Genomic DNA, 18544 nt, shown 5'->3' with positions numbered 1-18544 from the left:
GGCGTGGCGAAGGGACGAATGTGGCGGATCGCGAAGATGTGGTGGGGTATGACGGCCCCGCCGGCGGTTGGGGTTCGGTCAAGGGGATGTCGAAAATCCTCGGCAAGGAACGTAACCGCCCCGCCGCACTTGCCCAGCTAGCCCGCCAGAACAAGCCCAAGGGGTTCATGTGCACCTCCTGCGCATGGGGCAAGCCCGCCGAGCCGCATCCATTCGAGTTCTGCGAGAACGGAGCGAAGGCGACGCTGTGGGACCTGACCCCCAATCGCTGCACGCCGGAATTCTTTGCCGAGCATTCGGTCAGCGAGTTGAAGGGCTGGAAGGACTTCGATCTGGAGCATCGGGGGCGGCTGACCCACCCGATGCGCTACGACCAAGCCACCGACCATTATGTCGAATGCAGTTGGGACGAAGCCTTTGCCGCGATCGGTGCCGAGCTTCGCGCAATCGATCCGAAAAAGGCGATCTTTTACGCATCGGGCCGCGCCAGTCTGGAAACGTCGTACCTCTTCGCGCTGTTCGCGCGGCTCTATGGGCATAACAACCTGCCCGACAGTTCGAACATGTGCCACGAGACGACGTCGGTCGCGCTGAAGAAGACGATCGGTGCGCCGGTCGGCACATCGATCCTCGACGATTTCGAGCATTGCGACGCGATGTTCTTCTTCGGGCAGAATACCGGGTCGAACAGCCCGCGCTTCCTCCACCCCCTGCGCGACGCCGTGAAGCGCGGATGCAAGGTCGTGACGTTCAACCCGGTCAAGGAACCGGGCCTGATCGCCTTCACCGATCCGCAGAACCCGTTCGAAATGGCGACGCGCAGCGAAACCAAGATTTCCTGCCAATATCATCAGGTCCGTCCCGGCGGCGACGTGGCGGTGATGATCGGCCTCGCCAAGCACGTGCTGGCTGCCGAGGACAAGAGCTGGGGCGAGCACAAGGTCCATGTCCTCGACGTCGATTTCATCGAGCAGCACACCGACGGGTTCGCCGCGTTCGAGGCGATGGTGCGTGCCACCGACTGGGCGGATATCGAGCGCGAAAGCGGCCTGAAGCGCGCCGATATCGAGGCGGCCGGACAGGTCTATGTCGAGGCGGATCGCACGATCGGCATATACGGCATGGGACTGACCCAGCAGGTCAACGGGTTCGACAACGTCGCGACCTATGTGAACCTGTTGCTGATGAAGGGGAATATCGGGCGCGTCGGTACCGGCATGTCGCCGGTGCGCGGGCACAGCAACGTGCAGGGGCAGCGGACCGTCGGCATTTCCGAAAAGCCCGAGCTGGTGCCGATGGAACGGCTGCGCGAGTTGTATGATTTCGAACCGCCGATGGACCATGGCCACAACACCGTCACCGCGTGCGAAGACATATTGAAGGGCGAGATCGACGCCTTCGTCTCGCTCGGCGGCAACTTCCTGCGCGCAATTCCTGATCTTGAGCGGATCGAGGCGGCGTGGCCCGGCATCCGCCTGACGGTGCAGATCGCGACCAAGCTGAACCGCAGCCACCTGATCAACGGCAAGACGGCGTATCTCCTGCCCTGTCTGGTGCGGACCGAAGTCGACAAGCAGGCGAGTGGCGAACAGATCGTGTCGATCGAGGATACGTTCAGCCATATCCATGGATCGATCGCCACGCACGAACCGGCGAGCGAGCACCTGAAGTCCGAAGTGGCGATCGTCGCCGGCATGGCCAAGGCGACGCTCGATCCCAACCCGAAGGTCGACTGGGACGGCTGGACCGGCGACTATGCGAAGATTCGCAAGCTGATCGAAGCGACGTACCCCGAAGAGTTTCACGATTTCGAAGAGCGCATGTTCACGCCCGGCGGATTCTATCGCGGCAATTCGGCGCGCGAGCGGGTGTGGAAGACCGAAAGCGGCAAGGCGGAGTTCACCGTACCGCGCTCGCTGTCGGGAACGACGATCGAGGATGCGCCAGGACGGTATCGGCTCGTGACGCTCCGTTCGAACGATCAGTTCAACACGACGATTTACGGCTATGACGACCGCTTCCGTGGCATTTCGGGAACGCGCGACGTGTTGATGATGAACCCGGCCGAAATTACGAAGGCCGGCCTGCACAAGGGCCAGATCGTGACCGTGGTCGGTGATGCCGAGGACGGTATCGATCGCCGCGTGGCGGGGCTGAAGGTGGTGCCGTTCGACCTGCCCGACGGCTGCGTCGCGGGCTATTATCCCGAACTGAACCCGCTGGTCCCGATCGGCTGGCACGACCACGCCTCGCAAACCCCCGCTGGCAAGGCGGTGCCGGTACGTATCGTCGCCGGATGAGAAACGTCGAGACGACCATCCGGCGGTTCGACCGGGTGGCATCAGGGGGGGAACGCACCGGTCACGACCGTGCCGTCGCCATCGAGGCACCGGTGGCGATCGAGGTCAACGGGCTGGGCTATGCGGTGTTGATGGCGACGCCGGGCGATCTGGGAGACCTTGCGCACGGCTTCGTGCTGGCCGAGCGGCTGGCCGACCGTGCCGATGAGGTGGTCGAGGTGAGCGTCCATGCCACCGATGCGGGAACGCTGCTGCGGGTAACGCTGGTGCCCCAACGGCACGATCGCGTCGCCGATCGGGTGCGGCACCGCGTATCCGAATCGTCCTGCGGGCTGTGCGGTATCGAGAATCTCGAACAGGCGTTGCGGCCGTTGCCGCGCCTTGCCACCCGATCACGCGCCGATGATGTGGCGGTCTTCGCTGCCGCAGCGTCGCTTCGCGAACACCAGCCGATGGCGCAGGCGACCGGCGCGACCCACGCCGCGGCATTATGCGGTGCCGATGGCGCGGTCCGGCTGGTCCGTGAGGATGTCGGCCGGCACAATGCCTTCGACAAGCTGATCGGCGCGATGCGCCGCGGCAGCCTCGATTGGGATGGGGGCTTCGCGCTGCTGTCGTCGCGCTGTTCGTTCGAACTGGTCGAGAAGGCGGTTCTGGCGGGGTGCCCGATGCTCGCCACGCTGTCGGCGGCGACCACGCTGGCGCTCGACCGCGCGGCGGCCGCCGGACTGGAACTGCGCACGCTGGTGCGGTCCGACGCGATGCTGGCATCATGACCCGCATATTGGGAGCCATTCTTGCCGGCGGCCGATCGAGCCGGTTCGGCAGCGACAAGGCGCTGGCCGCATTCGACGGCCGGGCGTTGATCGACCATGTCGTCGACGCGGTCGCACCACAGGTCGATGCGCTGATCGTCGTCGGACGCGACCATGCCGGGTTGCAGGGGGTGCCGGACCGCCCCGCCCCCGATCTTGGGCCACTCGGCGGGATCGCGGCGGCGCTGCACCATGCCTGTGCGCATGGGTTCAGTCATGTGCTGACCGTGCCGTGCGACACGCCGTTCGTGCCACGCGACCTGCACCGGCGGCTGTCGGCGGTCGGGCCGGCCGCGTTTCTGCCCGAATTGCCGGTCGTCGGGCTATGGCCGGTCGATGCGAACCCGACATTGCATGCGATGCTGCGCGGTCCGGGATCGCGGTCGGTACGCGCCTTTGCCGACTGGATCGGTGCCGAACCGATTACGGCCGGGGTCGAGATCGCCAACGTCAACACCCCCGGCGACCTGGCGCGGCTGGCTGTGCAACGCGACTGACAGCGCGGCCCGCGCGCGATATAGGGCGTCCGGATGACCGCATCGTTCCTGATCCTGCGTATCGGTGATACCCGTTTCGCGCTGCCCTTGTCGGCAGTGCGGGAAGTGTTGCCGGTGCTGCCGATCGACGCTGCCCCGGGCCTGCCCGCGCCGGTGCTGGGGTTCGTCACCTTGCAGGGGGAACCGGTGCCGGTGCTGGCGCCGCTGCTGTTGCTGGAACCGACGACGCGGGTCGAGCACGTCGCCCTGTTCGCGCATCTGGTGCGGTTGCGGGATGGCGGACCGTGTCTGCTGGTCGATCGGGCGGAGGACGTGGTGTCCGGCATGGTCGCGCCGGTCGAGGCCGACCACAGCCTGAACGCCGCGATTGTCGGCGAACTGACGATCGGCGATGACGTCGCCCATGTCCTCGCCCCCGACCGGCTGCTGCTCGACAGCGAGCGCGCGACGCTGGCCGCGCTGACCGCCGCTGCCGCGCGGCGTGCCGAGCAGTGGGGCGCGGCATGATCCGCGACGAAGCCTTTGCCGAGGTCAAGGCGCTGGTGATCGCGCGCACCGGCCATCATTATTATGCCGACAAGGATGCGCAGCTTGCCGAGCGCATTGCCCACCGCATGGCCGCAACCGGCGATACGACCCTCGCGCGCTATCGCGACCGACTGCGCGACCCGCACGATGCCGAATGGCCGTCGCTGGAAAGCGCGGTGACGATCAACGAGACGTTCTTCTTCCGCTTCGCCGAACAGTTCGACGCGCTGCGCGTCGATATCCTGCCGCGCCTGATCCGCCGCAATGCCGCCGAGAAACGGCTGCGCATCTGGAGCGTCGGCTGTTCGACCGGGGCGGAGGCGCATTCGATCGCGATCGTGCTGAACGACCTGCTGGGCGACGCGATCGGCGATTGGCACGTCGCGCTGACCGGTACCGATATCGATGAAGCGGCGCTGATCGCGGCGCGGCAGGCCGATTATTCTTCATGGGCGCTGCGCACGACGGACGAGGCCGAACGGGCACGGTTGTTCGATCGGACCGGTGAGCGATATCGGTTGAAGGAACGCTATCGCGGGCTGGCGCGGTTCGAACGGCATAATCTGATGTCGATGATCGACGGGACCGGGGCGCTGGGCTTTACCGACTACGACCTGATCCTGTGCCGCAACGTATTGATCTACTTCGCGCAGGAAGATGCGACCGCGATCGTCGGTGCGCTGGTCGAGCGGCTGGCTCCGGAGGGGTTGCTGCTGCTGGGACATGCCGAACCCAATCCGGGGTTCGATGCCGTCGCCGATCCGGTGCAGGTCGCGGGCGTTCTCGCCTATCGCCCCAAGGGTTCGGTCGAGCGGACGGTGGCGGTCATGGAGGTCGCGCCGCCACCCGCGCCGCGCACGCCGCCCCCTGCCCCGCCACGGCGCGCGCTGCCAGCGAAGCCTGTGCCCGTCGCGCCGCCGTCGCTGGTCGAGCGGACGCCGGATGCGGTTGCGCGGTACTTCGCGGCGCTCGATGCGCTGGCGAGCGGGGACAAGGATTCCGCTGAGCGGGCGTTCCGCGAAGCGCTGTATCTCGACCGGTCGTTCGCGATGGCACATTATCAGTTCGGCCATTACCTGCTGGCGCAGGGGCGGCAGCCCGATGCAAACCGCAGCCTGACCAACGCCTTGCGCGTCGCCGCCGCGATGGACCCCACAACCGAGCTGGCCGAGGGCGAGGGCATGACCGCAGGCGCGATGACCGCCGCGATCCGGCATATCATGGGGAGCGCGCGGTGAGCGCGCCGCCGATCGTCGCCGAGGACATGGATGCCGATGCCGTCGCCGCCGTGCTGCGGGCGCGGCAGCAGGCGATGGCGGGGGAGCGGATCACCCGCGATCGCCCCACCGAGACGCTGCTGGCGTTCGCGCTGGGCGGGGTGACGCACGGGCTGCCGATCGCACAGGTGCGGGCGGTGGCGATGGTGCCGAAGGTTACACGTGTGCCGCATGGTCCGGCGGCCCTGATGGGGCTGGTCGCATGGCGCGGGGCGGTGGTGAACCTGTTCGATCCGGCGGCACTGTTGGCGCGCGAAGTTGCCACGGCCGGCGCGATGATCGTCCTGCGCCACGACGCGCCGCGCATCGCATTGGCGGTCGACGCCCTGCTGGGCGTGGTCGATATGCCGCGTGACGACGTGGTGCCAACTTTGTCGCGTCTGGTCGAGGGGGATGGCGAGCGCCTGACCCGGATCGAACCGGCGCTGCTGATCGAATTGCTTCTCCCCTCCCGTCTTCAGGAAGGATAAGGTTTGTCCGTCTCCACCCGGATCGCCGCCGGCTTCGCGGCGCTCACCGCGATCATGCTTGCCCTCGGCCTCTATGCGCTGACGCAGATCGGCGAGGTCCGATCGACCGTCGACCTGATCGTCGAACGCGACCTGTCGTCGATGGAGGCGCTGAACCGCATCGACCATGCCCTGTCGCGCAAGGTCGAACAGCGCGCGGCGCTGGTGCGCGGCTTCCTGACCGGGAACAATGCCGCCACGCGCGAGGGCATTGCCGGCTGGCGCGCCGCGGTCGACGATGCCGCGCGCGGCATGGCCGAGCAGGAACGCGCCGCGGAAACCTATCGCGCCAATTCGGTCACCGGCATCCGGTCCGAACAATGGGCGCGCATGGCCCGGCAGCTTGGCGATGCCGAACGGGCACTGGCCCGCACCCGCACCGATGTCGAGGCGCAGCTGGCTGCAATCCAGGCCGGCGATCGGACCGGGGTATTGGCGGCCGAGAACGAGATCGTGCGCGACCATGCCGCGACCGTCGCCCGGGTCGCGCAGGCGCGCGAGACGCTGAACGTCGCGATCGAGAAGGGCCGGGACGCGACCCGCGACGTGTACAATGCCAGCCGGGTGTCGATCATCATTGGGCTGATCGTCGCGGTTCTGGTCAGCATCGCCGTCGCGATCGCCATCCGCCGGTCGATCGTCCGGCCGCTGGACGAATTCATGGGCTTTGTCGGCCGGATCGGTGGCGGCGACTTGTCGACCACGACCGAAGCGACCGGCAAGGATGAACTGGGGCAACTGGGGCGGACGCTGAACGATATGGTCGCCGGGCTGCGCACCATCGCATCGCAGAACCGCGCCGCCACCAACGACCTGAACGCCGCGACCACCGAAATCCGCGCATCGACGCAGGAACAGGCGGCGTCGGTCGAGGAACAGCTGGCCGCCGTGCAGGAAACCGCCGCCACCGTCGACGAGATCACGCATAGCGGCGCACAGATCAGCCGCCGGGCGCAGGAAGTGATCGCGCAGGCACAGGCGACCGCGCAGATCAGCGATGCCGGGCTGAGCGCGGTCGGCGATACCGCGCAGGCGATGGACGCGATCCGCGAACAGGCCGAGGCGGTCGCGACCAACATCGTCGCGCTGTCGGAAAAGACGCAGGCGATCGGCGACATCATCGCGACGGTCAACGACGTATCCGAACGGTCGCACCTGCTGGCGCTGAACGCGTCGATCGAGGCGGCGGCAGCCGGCGAACAGGGGCGCAGCTTCGCGATCGTCGCGGCCGAGATGAAGCTGCTGGCCGATCAGGCAAAGGGGGCGACGCGCAACGTCCGGTCGATCCTGGGCGATATCCAGCGCGGCATCAATTCGTCGGTGATGCTGACCGAGGAAGCGGTGAAGCGCGTCGCATCGGGTAAGGAACGCACCGATGCCGGCCATGTCGCGATCGAGGAACTGGCGGCGCGGGTGCAGGAAAACGTCCAGACGTTCCAGCAGATCGTCGCATCGACCAACCAGCAGCAGATCGGCATCGAACAGGTGACGATCGCGCTCCAGAATATCCGTGAGGCATCGCAGCAGACCGCATCGTCGACCCGGCAACTGGATCAGGCGGCGGGCGATCTGGGCGAATTGTCGCGCACGCTGGTCGGGCTGACCGAACGCTATCGGCTGTAGGCCATGGACGAGTTGCAGGCCGAATTGATGGCGGCGTTCGCGCTGGAGCTGGCCGAGCATATGGCCGGTATCCGCGCGGCGCTGGCCGATGCGGATGCCGGGCGGCCGGTCGACCTGCGCGAGTTCAGCCGGCGCGCGCATAGTTTGAAGGGAGCGGCACGCGCCGTCGAACTGGCCGCGACCGAAGCGGCGGCGCATGAGGCCGAGGCGCTGTTGCTGGCGATCGAGCGCGGCGAGCGGGCGATGGACGCCGCCGCCATCGCCGAGTTGCGCATACTGGCCGATGCGATCGAGGATGGCGCCGCCCCACCATCGGTCGAGGCGACCCGCGACCAAGAACCCGAACGCCGGGTCGCGATCGCCGGCCACCGCGTCGAACGGCTGGGCCGGTCGCTGCACGTCATGGCGACGCAGGTCGCCGAACAGGGACAAGTCGCCGACCGGCTGAACGCGCTGGCTGGGGATCTGGCGGCGCTGCATCCGTTGCTGGCCGGGAGCGGCGATGGCGAGGCGGCACGCCGGCTGCGGCAGGCGACCGGCGAACTCGATCGCATTCGCCGCCTGCACGGGCGGTTGCGCGACTCGCTCGACCGGTCGAGTGCCGAACTGGAACGCGATGGCGAACGGCTGTTGCTACAACCGGTCGCGACGCTGTTCGACGGACATGAGCGCGCGGTCCGCGAGCTTGCCGCCGCTGAGGGCAAGATCGCGCGGTTGCAGGTCGCCGACAGCGAGGGCGAGGCCGATCGCCGCGTGCTGAATGCGCTGCGCGATCCGCTGCTTCATTTGCTGCGCAATGCGGTGCGCCACGGGATCGAGACCCCGGCCGCGCGGCGACGCGCGGGCAAGGAGGATGCCGGGACGATCGCCGTCGACACGCGGATCGATCGCGGGCGGATGACGATCACCGTGCGCGACGACGGCGCGGGGCTGGACGATGCCGCCATCATCGCACGGGCACGGACCGCCGGGCTGATCCCCGCCGACGCAGCGCCACCGCGCGGGGCGGCGCTGCATTCGTTGCTGTTCGAACAGGGATTTTCGACCGCAGACCATCTGGACGAAGTGGCTGGGCGCGGCATCGGCCTGTCGGTCGTGGCGGAGGTCGCGCGGCGGCTGCACGGATCGGCGACGATCGCGCGGGGGGCCAATGGAGGGACGGTCGTGTCGATCGCGGTGCCGGTCGCGCTGACCCGGCGGACGCTGTTGTTGGTCCAGGTGGGCGACATGCGCCTCGCGGTGCCTACCGATGCGGTGAAACAGGTGCGGCGGATCGACCCGGCCGACCTGACCCCCAGCGGCGGCGACACGATGCTGACGATCGACGGCACCCCGGTGCCGGTCGGTCGGCTGGGCGATATGCTGAACGTGGCGCATGGTGCGGCGGACGGCACGCTGCCGGCTGTGCTGATCGCCGCCGAGGGCGTCCGGCGGATGCTGGTCGTCGATGCCCTGAGCGACGTGCGGGCGCTGCTGGTCGGCGACACCGCGGCGATCGCCGCCGACGTGCCGCTGGTGCTGGGTACGGTATTGCTGAACGGGGAAATCGTGCTGGTGCTCGACCCCGCGCAACTAGTGCGCGACCGGGCGGGTGCCATCGCACCGCCGATCGCGGTCGCCGCCGCGCCGGACACGCGCAGTCGCACGATTCTGGTCGTCGACGATTCGATCACGACCCGCACGCTGGAGCGCAGCATCCTCGAGGCACAGGGATACCGGGTGCTGATCGAGGTCGACGGGCTTGCCGGGCTGGAACGGTTGCGATCGGGGCTGGACGCGATCGACCTGGTGGTGGCCGATGTCGAAATGCCGCGCATGGACGGGTTCGGATTGCTCGGCGCGATACGGAACGATCCGGCACTGAAAACTTTACCCGTCGTCATGATGACATCGCGCAACAGCCCCGACGACATCGAACGCGGCCTGAGCCTGGGCGCGGACGCCTATGTCACCAAGCAGGACTTCGATCAGGGCAAGTTGATCGCCGTCGTCCAGCAATTGATCTGACGCAGCCGATGCCCGACCGCACCACCCCGGCCCGCGTGATGATCGTCGAGGATTCGATCGTCGTCCGCACGCTGCTGACCCATATCATCAATGATGACCCGCGCCTGACCGTGGCCGGCGCGTTCGCGACCGCCGAGGAAGCGATCGCGGCGCTGCCGGTGGTGCAACCCGACGTGATATCGATGGATATCCGCCTGCCCGGCATCGACGGGCTGGAGGCGACGCGGCGGATCATGGCCGATCGCCCGACACCGATCGTCGTCATTTCCGCCAGTATCGATGGCGGGGCGATGGGTAACAGCATGGACGCGCTGCGCGCCGGCGCATTGTCGGTCGTCGAAAAGCCGGTCGGGCTGGGCGATGCCGCCTATTCGCGGGTCACGCGGGAAATCCGCACGCAGTTGGCGATCATGAGCGAGGTGGCGGTCGTGCGGCGGCGGATACGGACCGCGCCGGTGCTGCCGATACCGGCGGCGCGGCAACGCGCGCCGACGATGCTGCTGGTCGCGGCATCGACCGGCGGCCCCCCTGCCCTTGCCCGGTTGTTCGCGGCGCTGCCCGCCGACCTGCCGATCCCGGTGCTGTTGGTCCAGCATATGGGGGCGAGTTTCATGACCGGCTTTGCCAGCTGGCTCGACAGCGTGGTGCCGCAACGGGTCGAGATCGCCAATCATGGCGAGATGGCGCGCGCCGGCATGATCCATGTCGCGCCGGGCGACGCGCACCTGACCGTCAGCCGCAGCGGCACGATGCTGGTCGGGCGTGATGCGCCGGTCAACGGCCAGCGCCCGTCGGCCACCCGCCTGATCGAAAGCGGAGCGAGCGCACTCGACGGCGCGGCGATGGCGGTGGTGCTGACCGGCATGGGCGAGGATGGCGCGCCGGGCGTACAGGCGCTGCTGGCGGCGGGCGGACAGGCGGTGGCCGAGGATGCGACCAGCTCGGTCGTCTATGGCATGCCCGCCGCCGCGCATCGCATGGGGGCGCTGTCGCTGCCGCTCGACCTGATCGCGCCGCATGTCCGCCGCGTGCTGGAACGGGCACGCTGATGGACGGCGCATCGATCCTGCTGGTCGAGGATTCGGAAACGCAGGCGCTGCAACTGCGGCGGATGTTCGAACGCGCGGGCCTGCGGGTCGAGCGGACCCGCGATGCCGAGACCGCGCTGGCGACGCTCAACGATGCGCGGCCGGACCTGCTGGTGGTGGATTACCGGTTGCCGGGTATGAACGGCGACGAACTGGTGCGGATCGTGCGACAGACCGGGGCGACCCGGACGCTGCCGGTGCTGATGCTGACCGGCGACGATGCGTCGGAGGTGGAGCGGCAGGGCCTCGACAGCGGCGCCAACGCCTATGTTCCGAAGCGGGGCGGCGGCGAATTGATCGTGTCGCGCATCCGCGCGCTGCTGCGCCAGACGCGGGGACGCCCGGTCGAGGACGGGCCGGCATCGGCGCTGCGGCAGGCGCGGCTGCTGTTGCTCGACATCGAGGATGCCGACCGCGATCCGCTTCTCGAGCGACTGGCGACCGAAGGGTACCGGGTCGAACGACTGACCGATCCCGAGGCGGCGCTGGTCGCGATCGAGGCGGACAGCGTCGATGGGATATTGGTCATCGAGCGCGAGCGTGATTTCGCGCTGTCGGCGCGGATCGATGCGTGCCGGGTGGCGCAGGCGAGCGGCGTGGCGCTGGTCGCGCTGACCGACGATGCCGAACCGGCGACGATGCTGGCGGGGCTGGCGGCCGGGGTCGACGATGTCGTGTCGCGTCGGAGCGATGGCGACATGCTGCTGGTGCGTATCCGCGCGATCGTCCGACGCAAGCTGGCGCGCGACGAGGAAGCCGCCGGCATCGCTCGCGAACGGGCGCAGGCGATCGCGCTGGCGCAGGCACGGGCGGAGGCGGATTCGGCGGACCGGCTGGCACAGGCCAATGCCGAACTGGCCGGGGCCAATGCGCTGCTGCGCGAAACGCAGGCGCAGTTGGTGCAATCGGCGAAGATGGCGTCGCTGGGCGAACTGGTCGCGGGGATCGCGCACGAGATCAACAATCCGCTGGCCTTCATTCTCGCGCATCAGGCGACCGTGGAGCGCGCGGTGGCGGGTGCGCGCGACGGTGACGAGGCGACGCGGGCGACGCTGCTGACCAAGGCGTCGGACCGGCTGACCTCGATCCGGTCGGGACTGACGCGCATCCAGGAACTGGTGGTGAAGCTCCGGCGCTTCTCGCGGCTGGACGATGGCGAGGTGTCGCAGGTCGACATTCCCGATGCGATCGATGCGGTGCTGACGCTGCTCGCGCCCCGGCTCGGCACGGTGCGGGTGATGCGCGACTATGGGCCGGCGCGGATGCTCGAATGTTCGGGGGCGCTGGTCAATCAGGTGGTGATGAACATCGTCGCCAACGCCGCCGACGCTGTCGATCCGGTGGCGGGCGAGATCGTGATCGCGACCGGATCGGCGGACGGCCAGTATCTGATCCGAATTGATGATAACGGCCCCGGCATTCCCGACGACAAGCGTGAGCGGGTGTTCGAACCGTTCTTCACGACCAAGGATGTCGGGGCCGGCACCGGGCTGGGCCTCGCCATCGCGTATGGCGTGGTGCGCTCGCACGGTGGCACGATCGAGATCGGCCGTGCGACACAGGGTGGCGCTTCGTTCGCGATCAGGATACCGGAACAGGCGTAATGCAAACCGACGGTGCCCTGCCCCTGTTGCTGCTGGTCGACGACGAGCGAGAGATCCTCGTCGCGCTGACCGACTTGCTGGAGGATCGGTATCGCATCCTGTCGACCACCTCGCCGGTCGAGGCGCTCGATCTGGTTGCGGCCCATCGCGACATTGCGGTGATCGTGTCGGACCAGCGCATGCCCGAGTTGACCGGCAGCCAGTTCCTCGCCCGTGCACGCGTGGTGACCGATGCGGAAGCGATCCTGCTGACCGGCTATGCCGATCTGTCGGCGGTGGTCGCGGCGCTGAACGAAGGCGCGATCAGCGGCTATGCCAACAAGCCATGGGATGCCGAGGCGCTGACGGCGATGGTCGCTGCCGCCGCCGAACGCCATGCGCTGCGCCGCGCGCTGACGTTCGAACGCGCGGCGTTCCGGGGGCTGGCCGACAGTTCGGGCGATACGGTCGCGATCCTCGACGCCGGGGGGCGGATCGTGCGCGACAAGGGCGATGCGAGCGTCGATGCGCGCGATCTGGTGGCGCTGGCACAGGACCGGGTCGACAACGAGGACCGCCATCACCCGCTGCCCGGCGGCGACCGCTGGACGCATATCCGCCGCATCCCGTTTCAGGCGGGCAGCGACCGCTATCTGCTGCGGATCGAACGCGACGATACCGATCGCCGGCTGGCCGAGCGGCGGCACCACCAGTCGGAAAAGCTGGAGGCGCTGGGGACGCTGTCGGGTGGCATCGCGCATGATTTCAACAATCTGCTGGCGGCGATCATGGGCAATCTGGAGCTGGCCGAGCGGCGGATCGACGATCGCGAGCGGCTGAAGCGCTATCTGGCGTCGGCGGGGGAAGCGGCCGGGCGTGGCAGCGCGATCACCCGCCGCCTGCTCAGCTTCAGCCGGCAGCGCGACCTCGCCGCCGAAGTCTTCCGCCCCGACGAGGCGATCCGCACGATCGAGGAGCTGATCCTGCGGACCACCGCCGGGCGCATCCGGGTCGCCTATCACTTTGCCGACGAACCGTGGTCGGTGCGCACCGATCCGGGGCAGTTCGAGCTGGCGATCCTGAACCTCGCCATCAATGCGCGCGACGCGATGGACGGCGGTGGCACCGTGCGCCTCGCGACCGAGAATGTCGTCGATGCCGCTGCGCATTTGCCGGATCTTACCGGGCCGTTCATCCGCATATCGGTCAGCGATACCGGCAGCGGTATCGACGATGCGGTGCGGGCGCGGGTGTTCGAACCGTTCTTCACCACGAAGGCGCAGGGGGCCGGCACCGGACTCGGCCTGCCGATGGTCCGGGCGATGGCCCGCGCGGCGGGCGGCGAGGTGACGATCGACAGCGTGGTGGGTCAGGGCACGACGATCCATTTGTGGCTGCCCCGTGCCGAACCCGATGCGGTGGCGAGCACCCTGCCCGGTCTGCACAATGTCACCCCACGCAGCCTGTTGCTGGTCGAGGACGACGCCGAAGTACGCGCCGTCGTCGCCGCGCAGCTCGAAGCGGAGGGGCATCATGTCACCGTGCAGGGATCGGCGCGATCCGCCGTCGCGGCGCTGGAGGCGGGTGCGCGGTTCGATCTGGTGCTGACCGATTTCGCCATGCCCGACCTGTCGGGGATCGACGTCGCCAACCGGGTGCGATCCTGCTGCCCGGATGTGCCGGTGTTGCTGATTACCGGTTTCGCCGAGATCGGCGACACGCCGGTCGGGTTGCCGGTGCTGACCAAGCCGTTCACCGGCGAGCAGCTGCACGCGGCGATCGCGGCGGCGCTGGCTATTCCGGACAGCGCACGCGGCTGATCGACGGTCCGCCGGTATCGATCGTCAGCCGGTTGCCCGCTAGCTTCAGCGTCTGCGTCGCGGTCCAGCGTTCACCCTCGCCATCATAATCGGCGGTGATGCGGATGCGGCCGGGTCCGAGCGGTTCGACCCGCGTCACCCGTCCGGCGCTTTCGTGGAACAGGATTTCCGTCGGGGTTACCTTGACCCCTTCGATCGAAGCAGCCGGGCGGGCACAAGCGGCAGCGTCGGTGTTCCATGTGCCGGTGAAGAGGGCAGGGATCGTCGCGGCCGTCTCGGCGGGTGGCGGGGCCGGCGTGCCGGTGAAGGCACAGCCGCGCACGGTCCGGTCGCCGAAGGTCAGCGTGCCGATGAAGTCGCGCGGCGCACCCGACATGTCGTCTTCGCAGGCGCTGCGGATCGCGGTGACGAGCACGGTGCCGCGATCGTCGCGCGCGGTCCAGCTTCGGCGGTCGGCGGCGATGGTGCGGGCGGCGATGTTCAAGCGGCGCTCGGGCAGGTCGACGCCGGTCAGGAGGACGGCATCGGCCGCTACCTTCGCGGCATAAAAGGGTTCGTTGGTCGTAACCGTGATCCGGTCGGGTACGGTCGACGTTGCCGGCGCGGTTTGGGTCGGTTGCGGCGTCGGGGTAACGCCGGGCGCGGGCTCGCGACGGTCGTTGCAGCCGGTCAGCGCGAGCGCGACGAGGCCGATCGCCCCTTTGTGCCTAGCGCGGATCGGCACGTCGGCCTCCGCTGCTCACCCGGTCGTCACGTCCGGCCAGCATCGCCACCTCCGCCTCCAGCCGCGGGACCGGATCGGCGGGGCGATAGGCGGGAAAGGCAATGACGTCGTTCACCACCGCCACCTGCCCACCCAGCGACGTCGCGGCGAACAGCGCGCGGGCGAAGGCGGTCGGAATGCGGATACAGCCGTGCGACGCGGGAAAGCCGGGCAGATTGCCGGCATGCAACGCCACCCCGTCCCAGGTCAGCCGCTGCATGAACGGCATCGGCGCGTTGTTGTAGAGGTTCGAGCGGTGGAATGGCCGTTTTTGCAGGATGCTATATTCGCCGATCGGCGTGGTCTTGCCGGGCTTTCCGGTCGACACCGTCGTCGCGCCGATCAGCACGTCGCCGCGATAGACGAACGCCATCTGCATCGGCACGCTAACGACGATGCTGACCGGCCCGGGCAGGCCGGGATCGTCGGCCCAGCGATGCGCGCCCGGACGCATCGCCAGTGCCGCACGCTCGACCGACAGCGCGTCGGCGCGCTGCGCCATCGCCTGCACGGGCAACAGCGCCAGACACAGGCCGAGGCGAAACGCTACGTTCATCCCCAAATTATCACTCAGCCGGCCGATGAAGGCAAATTGCATCCGTAACATTTGGAACGGAGTCGACCGCCCGTTGCATCGTCGCGACCAGTGACAGCGCCTATTACCCGGCGTTAATTGAATGGAACCGTTTCGTCCCGTATCTGGGGGAGCCATAACGGTTCAACGAGGATTTGGATGCAGGACGAAGCGGTTCGATCGCGCCGGGCGGTACTGAAGGCGGCAGGGGGTCTTGCCGGGCTCGTGCTGGCACAGGGCTGCACCAAGAACGCGATCGTGCCCGTCGCGCAGAATCTGCCGGTGGCCCCGGTGCCGCAGCGTCTGGCATCGGCCCCGCTTCCCGCCGCACCGGTCAAGAAAATGCTGGCGCCGCCGACGGTCAATGCCGGCCTGTTCGAACGCGCGCACGCCGCGTTGCAGCGCCACGGCAATATGGTCCGCAAGACCGACCGGATCGCCATCGCCGACTTCGCGCTCGATTCGGCGCATCCGCGGTTCCAGTTCATCGACATGCACAGCGGCGTCGTGTCGGCGATGCGCGTGTCGCACGGCAGCGGATCGGACCCGCGCCATCGCGGCATGCTCGACCGGTTCAGCAACGTGCCCGATTCGAACGCCACGTCGGAAGGCGCGTTTGTCACCGAGAATTATTATGTCGGCAAGCATGGCCGCTCGCAGCGTCTGGTCGGGCTGGATCATACCAACGACAATGCGTTGATGCGCGCGATCGTCATTCACGGTGCATGGTATGCCAACCCGGAAATGATTGCGCAGCATGGCAAGCTGGGCCGCAGCCAGGGTTGCTTTGCGGTGGCCGAAGGCGATCTGGCGCGCGTGTTCGACCTGATCGGCGAAGGCCGGATGATCTACGCCGCCAAGGTTTGATTCCTCTCCCCTCCCTGACAAGGGAGGGGTTGGGGGTGGGTTGGTCTGAGGAGGGCGTGACCTTCCCTCGCGGACCTACCCACCCCCGGCCCCTCCCTTGTCAGGGAGGGGAGAATGGTGGCCGGTTGAGTTTGAACCAACCTGCAAGCAGCACGAACGGTTTCGCTTTTGAGCGTCCGTCATTACGTTGCGGCCCATGACCGCGCACCCGTTCCATTCGATCCACTCCCACGGCCTGCTCCGCGTAGGCGCCTGTACCCCGCTGGCGAGCGTCGGCGATCCCGCCGCCAATGGCCGCGCCGCGATCGCGCTGGCGCGCGGGGGGCATGATGCCGGGGCCGATCTGCTGGTCTTTCCCGAACTGAACCTCACCTCCTACGCGATCGACGACCTGCATTTGCAGGACGCGCTGTGCGATGCGACCGAGGCGGCGCTGGCGGAGATCGTTGCGGTCAGTGCCGACCTGCGCCCCGCGCTGCTGCTCGGCGCGGCGCTGCGGCGTAATGGCCGGCTGTATAACTGCGCGGTGGCGGTGGCGCGGGGGCGCATTCTGGGCGTGGTGCCGAAGACCTATCTGCCCAACTACCGCGAATATTACGAGAAACGCTGGTTCGCGCCCGGCGCCGGGCTGACCGGACTGACGATGCGCGTCGCCGGACAGGAGGTGCCGTTCGGGACCGACCTGATCTTCGCTGCCGACGGCCTGCCCGACTTCGTGTTCCATGCCGAGATTTGCGAGGATTTCTGGTCCCCCCTGCCCCCGTCGACGGCGGGCGCGATGGCCGGGGCGCTGGTGTTGTGCAACCTGTCGGCATCGAACATCGTCATCGGCAAGGCGCGCGACCGCGAGATGCTGTGCGCGTCGCAATCGGCGCGGACGATCTCGGCCTATGTCTATTCGGCGGCGGGCATGGGCGAGAGCACGACCGACCTGTCGTGGGATGGACAGGGCAGCGTCCATGAACTGGGCGAGCAACTGGTCGCGTCCGACCGGTTCGATCACGCGGCGGGCATCGTCTATGCCGATGTCGATCTGGAACGGTTGCGGCTGGAGCGGATGCGGACCGGCACGTTCAACGACTGCGCCATCGCCAGCGGCCATCCCGAAACTCGCTTCCGCCGGATCGGGTTCGACCATGCGCCCTGTCACGACGATATCGGCCTGTTGCGCCCGGTGCGGCGCTATCCGTTCGTGCCGAACACCCCCGATCGGCTGGACGACGACTGTTATGAGGCGTTCAATATTCAGGTCGAGGGGCTGCGCCAGCGGCTGGTCGCGTCGGGAACCAAACGGCTGGTGATCGGCGTATCGGGCGGGCTGGATTCGACCCATGCGCTGATCGTCGCGGCCAAGGCGTTCGACCGGTTGGGGCGGCCGCGCAGCGACATTCTGGGCTTCACCATGCCGGGCTTTGCGACCGGTGAGGAGACCAAGGGCAATGCGTGGAAACTGATGCGGGCGCTCGGCATCACCGGCGACGAGATCGATATCCGCCTAGCGGCGCGGCAAATGCTGGCCGACATGGACCACCCCTTTGCGAAGGGTGAGCCGGTCTATGACGTGACGTTCGAGAACGTACAGGCGGGGTTGCGCACCGATTATCTGTTCCGGCTGGCCAATCAGCGACAGGCGCTGGTGCTCGGCACCGGCGACCTGTCGGAGCTGGCGCTGGGCTGGTGCACCTACGGCGTCGGCGACCATATGAGCCATTACGGCGTCAATGCCGGCGTGCCCAAGACGCTGATCCAGTATCTGATCCGCTGGGCGATCCGCACCGACCAGTTCGATGCCGATACCGATGCGGTGCTCGATGCGATCCTGAATACCGAGATTTCGCCCGAGCTGGTGCCGGCGGATGCGTCGGGGAAGATGCAGAGCACCGAGGACCGGGTCGGCCCCTATGCGCTGAACGATTTCTTCCTGCACCATGTCGTGCGCTTCGGGCTGCGGCCGTCGAAGATCGCGTTCCTATGCTGGCATGCATGGCGCGATGCGGCGGCGGGGCGCTCGCCGATCGATTTCCCGGAAGATGCGAAGGGCAGCTACGACCTGCCGACAATCGCGGCGTGGCTGGAGAAGTTCCTGTGGCGCTTCTTCCAGACCAGCCAGTTCAAGCGGTCGGCGCTGCCCAATGGACCGAAAGTGTCGGGCGGCGGCGCGCTGTCGCCGCGCGGCGACTGGCGGGCGCCGTCGGATGGCGTGGCCGGGCCGTGGGTGGCGGAACTGCGCGCCGGGTTGCCGCCGTTGTAGGTCCGATAGACATTCTACCTCTCCCCTCCCTGACAAGGGAGG

At 67.9% G+C, this 18544-nt stretch carries 15 protein-coding genes; 13 read left to right on the top strand and 2 right to left on the bottom strand.

Annotation, left to right across the window (positions count from 1 at the left end; all coding sequences use genetic code 11):
- Nucleotides 1–20: 20 nt before the first annotated feature.
- Genes ASE59_RS01615 through ASE59_RS01565 form a run of 11 tightly spaced genes read left to right on the top strand, consistent with a single transcriptional unit; the run spans nucleotide 21 to nucleotide 14047 of the window.
- A complete protein-coding gene (locus tag ASE59_RS01615; RefSeq protein ID WP_056451335.1) occupies nucleotides 21–2300 on the top strand; it encodes an FdhF/YdeP family oxidoreductase in 2280 nt (759 codons plus the stop codon).
- The gene (gene fdhD / locus ASE59_RS01610; RefSeq protein WP_056451333.1) at nucleotides 2297–3076 is read left to right on the top strand and encodes a formate dehydrogenase accessory sulfurtransferase FdhD; all 780 of its coding nucleotides are present in this window, start codon (nucleotides 2297–2299) and stop codon (nucleotides 3074–3076) included. Before ASE59_RS01615 ends, fdhD begins: the two co-directional genes overlap by 4 nt.
- Nucleotides 3073–3612: a molybdenum cofactor guanylyltransferase gene (locus tag ASE59_RS01605; protein WP_056451330.1), complete on the top strand. Its 540-nt coding sequence runs from the start codon at nucleotides 3073–3075 to the stop codon at nucleotides 3610–3612. Before fdhD ends, ASE59_RS01605 begins: the two co-directional genes overlap by 4 nt.
- A 33-nt stretch (nucleotides 3613–3645) precedes the next feature.
- Entirely contained in the window at nucleotides 3646–4119 is a 474-nt protein-coding gene (locus tag ASE59_RS01600) for a chemotaxis protein CheW (protein WP_056451328.1), read from the top strand.
- Nucleotides 4116–5378 (top strand): CheR family methyltransferase, encoded by a 1263-nt coding sequence (locus ASE59_RS01595; protein WP_056452658.1) that lies wholly within the window; start codon nucleotides 4116–4118, stop codon nucleotides 5376–5378. Before ASE59_RS01600 ends, ASE59_RS01595 begins: the two co-directional genes overlap by 4 nt.
- Entirely contained in the window at nucleotides 5375–5887 is a 513-nt protein-coding gene (locus ASE59_RS01590; protein ID WP_056451326.1) for a chemotaxis protein CheW, read from the top strand. Before ASE59_RS01595 ends, ASE59_RS01590 begins: the two co-directional genes overlap by 4 nt.
- Nucleotides 5888–5890: 3 nt before the next feature.
- Entirely contained in the window at nucleotides 5891–7549 is a 1659-nt protein-coding gene (locus tag ASE59_RS01585; protein WP_056451324.1) for a methyl-accepting chemotaxis protein, read from the top strand.
- A 3-nt stretch (nucleotides 7550–7552) separates the two neighbouring features.
- Nucleotides 7553–9556 carry a response regulator gene (locus ASE59_RS01580; RefSeq protein WP_056451322.1) on the top strand — a complete coding sequence of 668 codons (2004 nt, stop codon included), beginning with the start codon at nucleotides 7553–7555 and terminating at the stop codon, nucleotides 9554–9556.
- An 8-nt stretch (nucleotides 9557–9564) separates the two neighbouring features.
- A complete protein-coding gene (locus tag ASE59_RS01575; protein WP_200913139.1) occupies nucleotides 9565–10605 on the top strand; it encodes a chemotaxis protein CheB in 1041 nt (346 codons plus the stop codon).
- Entirely contained in the window at nucleotides 10605–12248 is a 1644-nt protein-coding gene (locus tag ASE59_RS01570; RefSeq protein WP_056451320.1) for a response regulator, read from the top strand. Before ASE59_RS01575 ends, ASE59_RS01570 begins: the two co-directional genes overlap by 1 nt.
- Nucleotides 12248–14047 carry a response regulator gene (locus ASE59_RS01565; RefSeq protein ID WP_056451318.1) on the top strand — a complete coding sequence of 600 codons (1800 nt, stop codon included), beginning with the start codon at nucleotides 12248–12250 and terminating at the stop codon, nucleotides 14045–14047. The genes ASE59_RS01570 and ASE59_RS01565 overlap by 1 nt, the downstream gene beginning before the upstream one ends.
- Here the strand turns inward: ASE59_RS01565 and ASE59_RS01560 are convergent.
- Both ASE59_RS01560 and ASE59_RS01555 read right to left on the bottom strand, forming a co-directional pair.
- Nucleotides 14022–14771: a hypothetical protein gene (locus ASE59_RS01560; protein WP_056451316.1), complete on the bottom strand. Its 750-nt coding sequence runs from the start codon at nucleotides 14769–14771 to the stop codon at nucleotides 14022–14024. The genes ASE59_RS01565 and ASE59_RS01560 overlap by 26 nt on opposite strands.
- Entirely contained in the window at nucleotides 14755–15408 is a 654-nt protein-coding gene (locus tag ASE59_RS01555; protein WP_235515600.1) for a L,D-transpeptidase family protein, read from the bottom strand. Before ASE59_RS01555 ends, ASE59_RS01560 begins: the two co-directional genes overlap by 17 nt.
- 135 nt (nucleotides 15409–15543) lie before the next feature.
- Here ASE59_RS01555 and ASE59_RS01550 point away from each other — a divergent pair, with 135 nt between their 5' ends.
- The gene (locus ASE59_RS01550) at nucleotides 15544–16251 is read left to right on the top strand and encodes a murein L,D-transpeptidase catalytic domain family protein (protein ID WP_056451312.1); all 708 of its coding nucleotides are present in this window, start codon (nucleotides 15544–15546) and stop codon (nucleotides 16249–16251) included.
- A gap of 196 nt (nucleotides 16252–16447) precedes the next feature.
- The gene (locus tag ASE59_RS01545) at nucleotides 16448–18502 is read left to right on the top strand and encodes an NAD(+) synthase (protein WP_056451310.1); all 2055 of its coding nucleotides are present in this window, start codon (nucleotides 16448–16450) and stop codon (nucleotides 18500–18502) included.
- Nucleotides 18503–18544: the final 42 nt, after the last annotated feature.

Origin of the sequence: Sphingomonas sp. Leaf10, assembly GCF_001421245.1 — a bacterium.
In the GTDB taxonomy this organism is placed as follows: Bacteria; Pseudomonadota; Alphaproteobacteria; order Sphingomonadales; family Sphingomonadaceae; genus Sphingomonas.
Note: the sequence above shows the minus strand (reverse complement) of the source record. Positions and strands in the feature narration are given on the sequence as shown.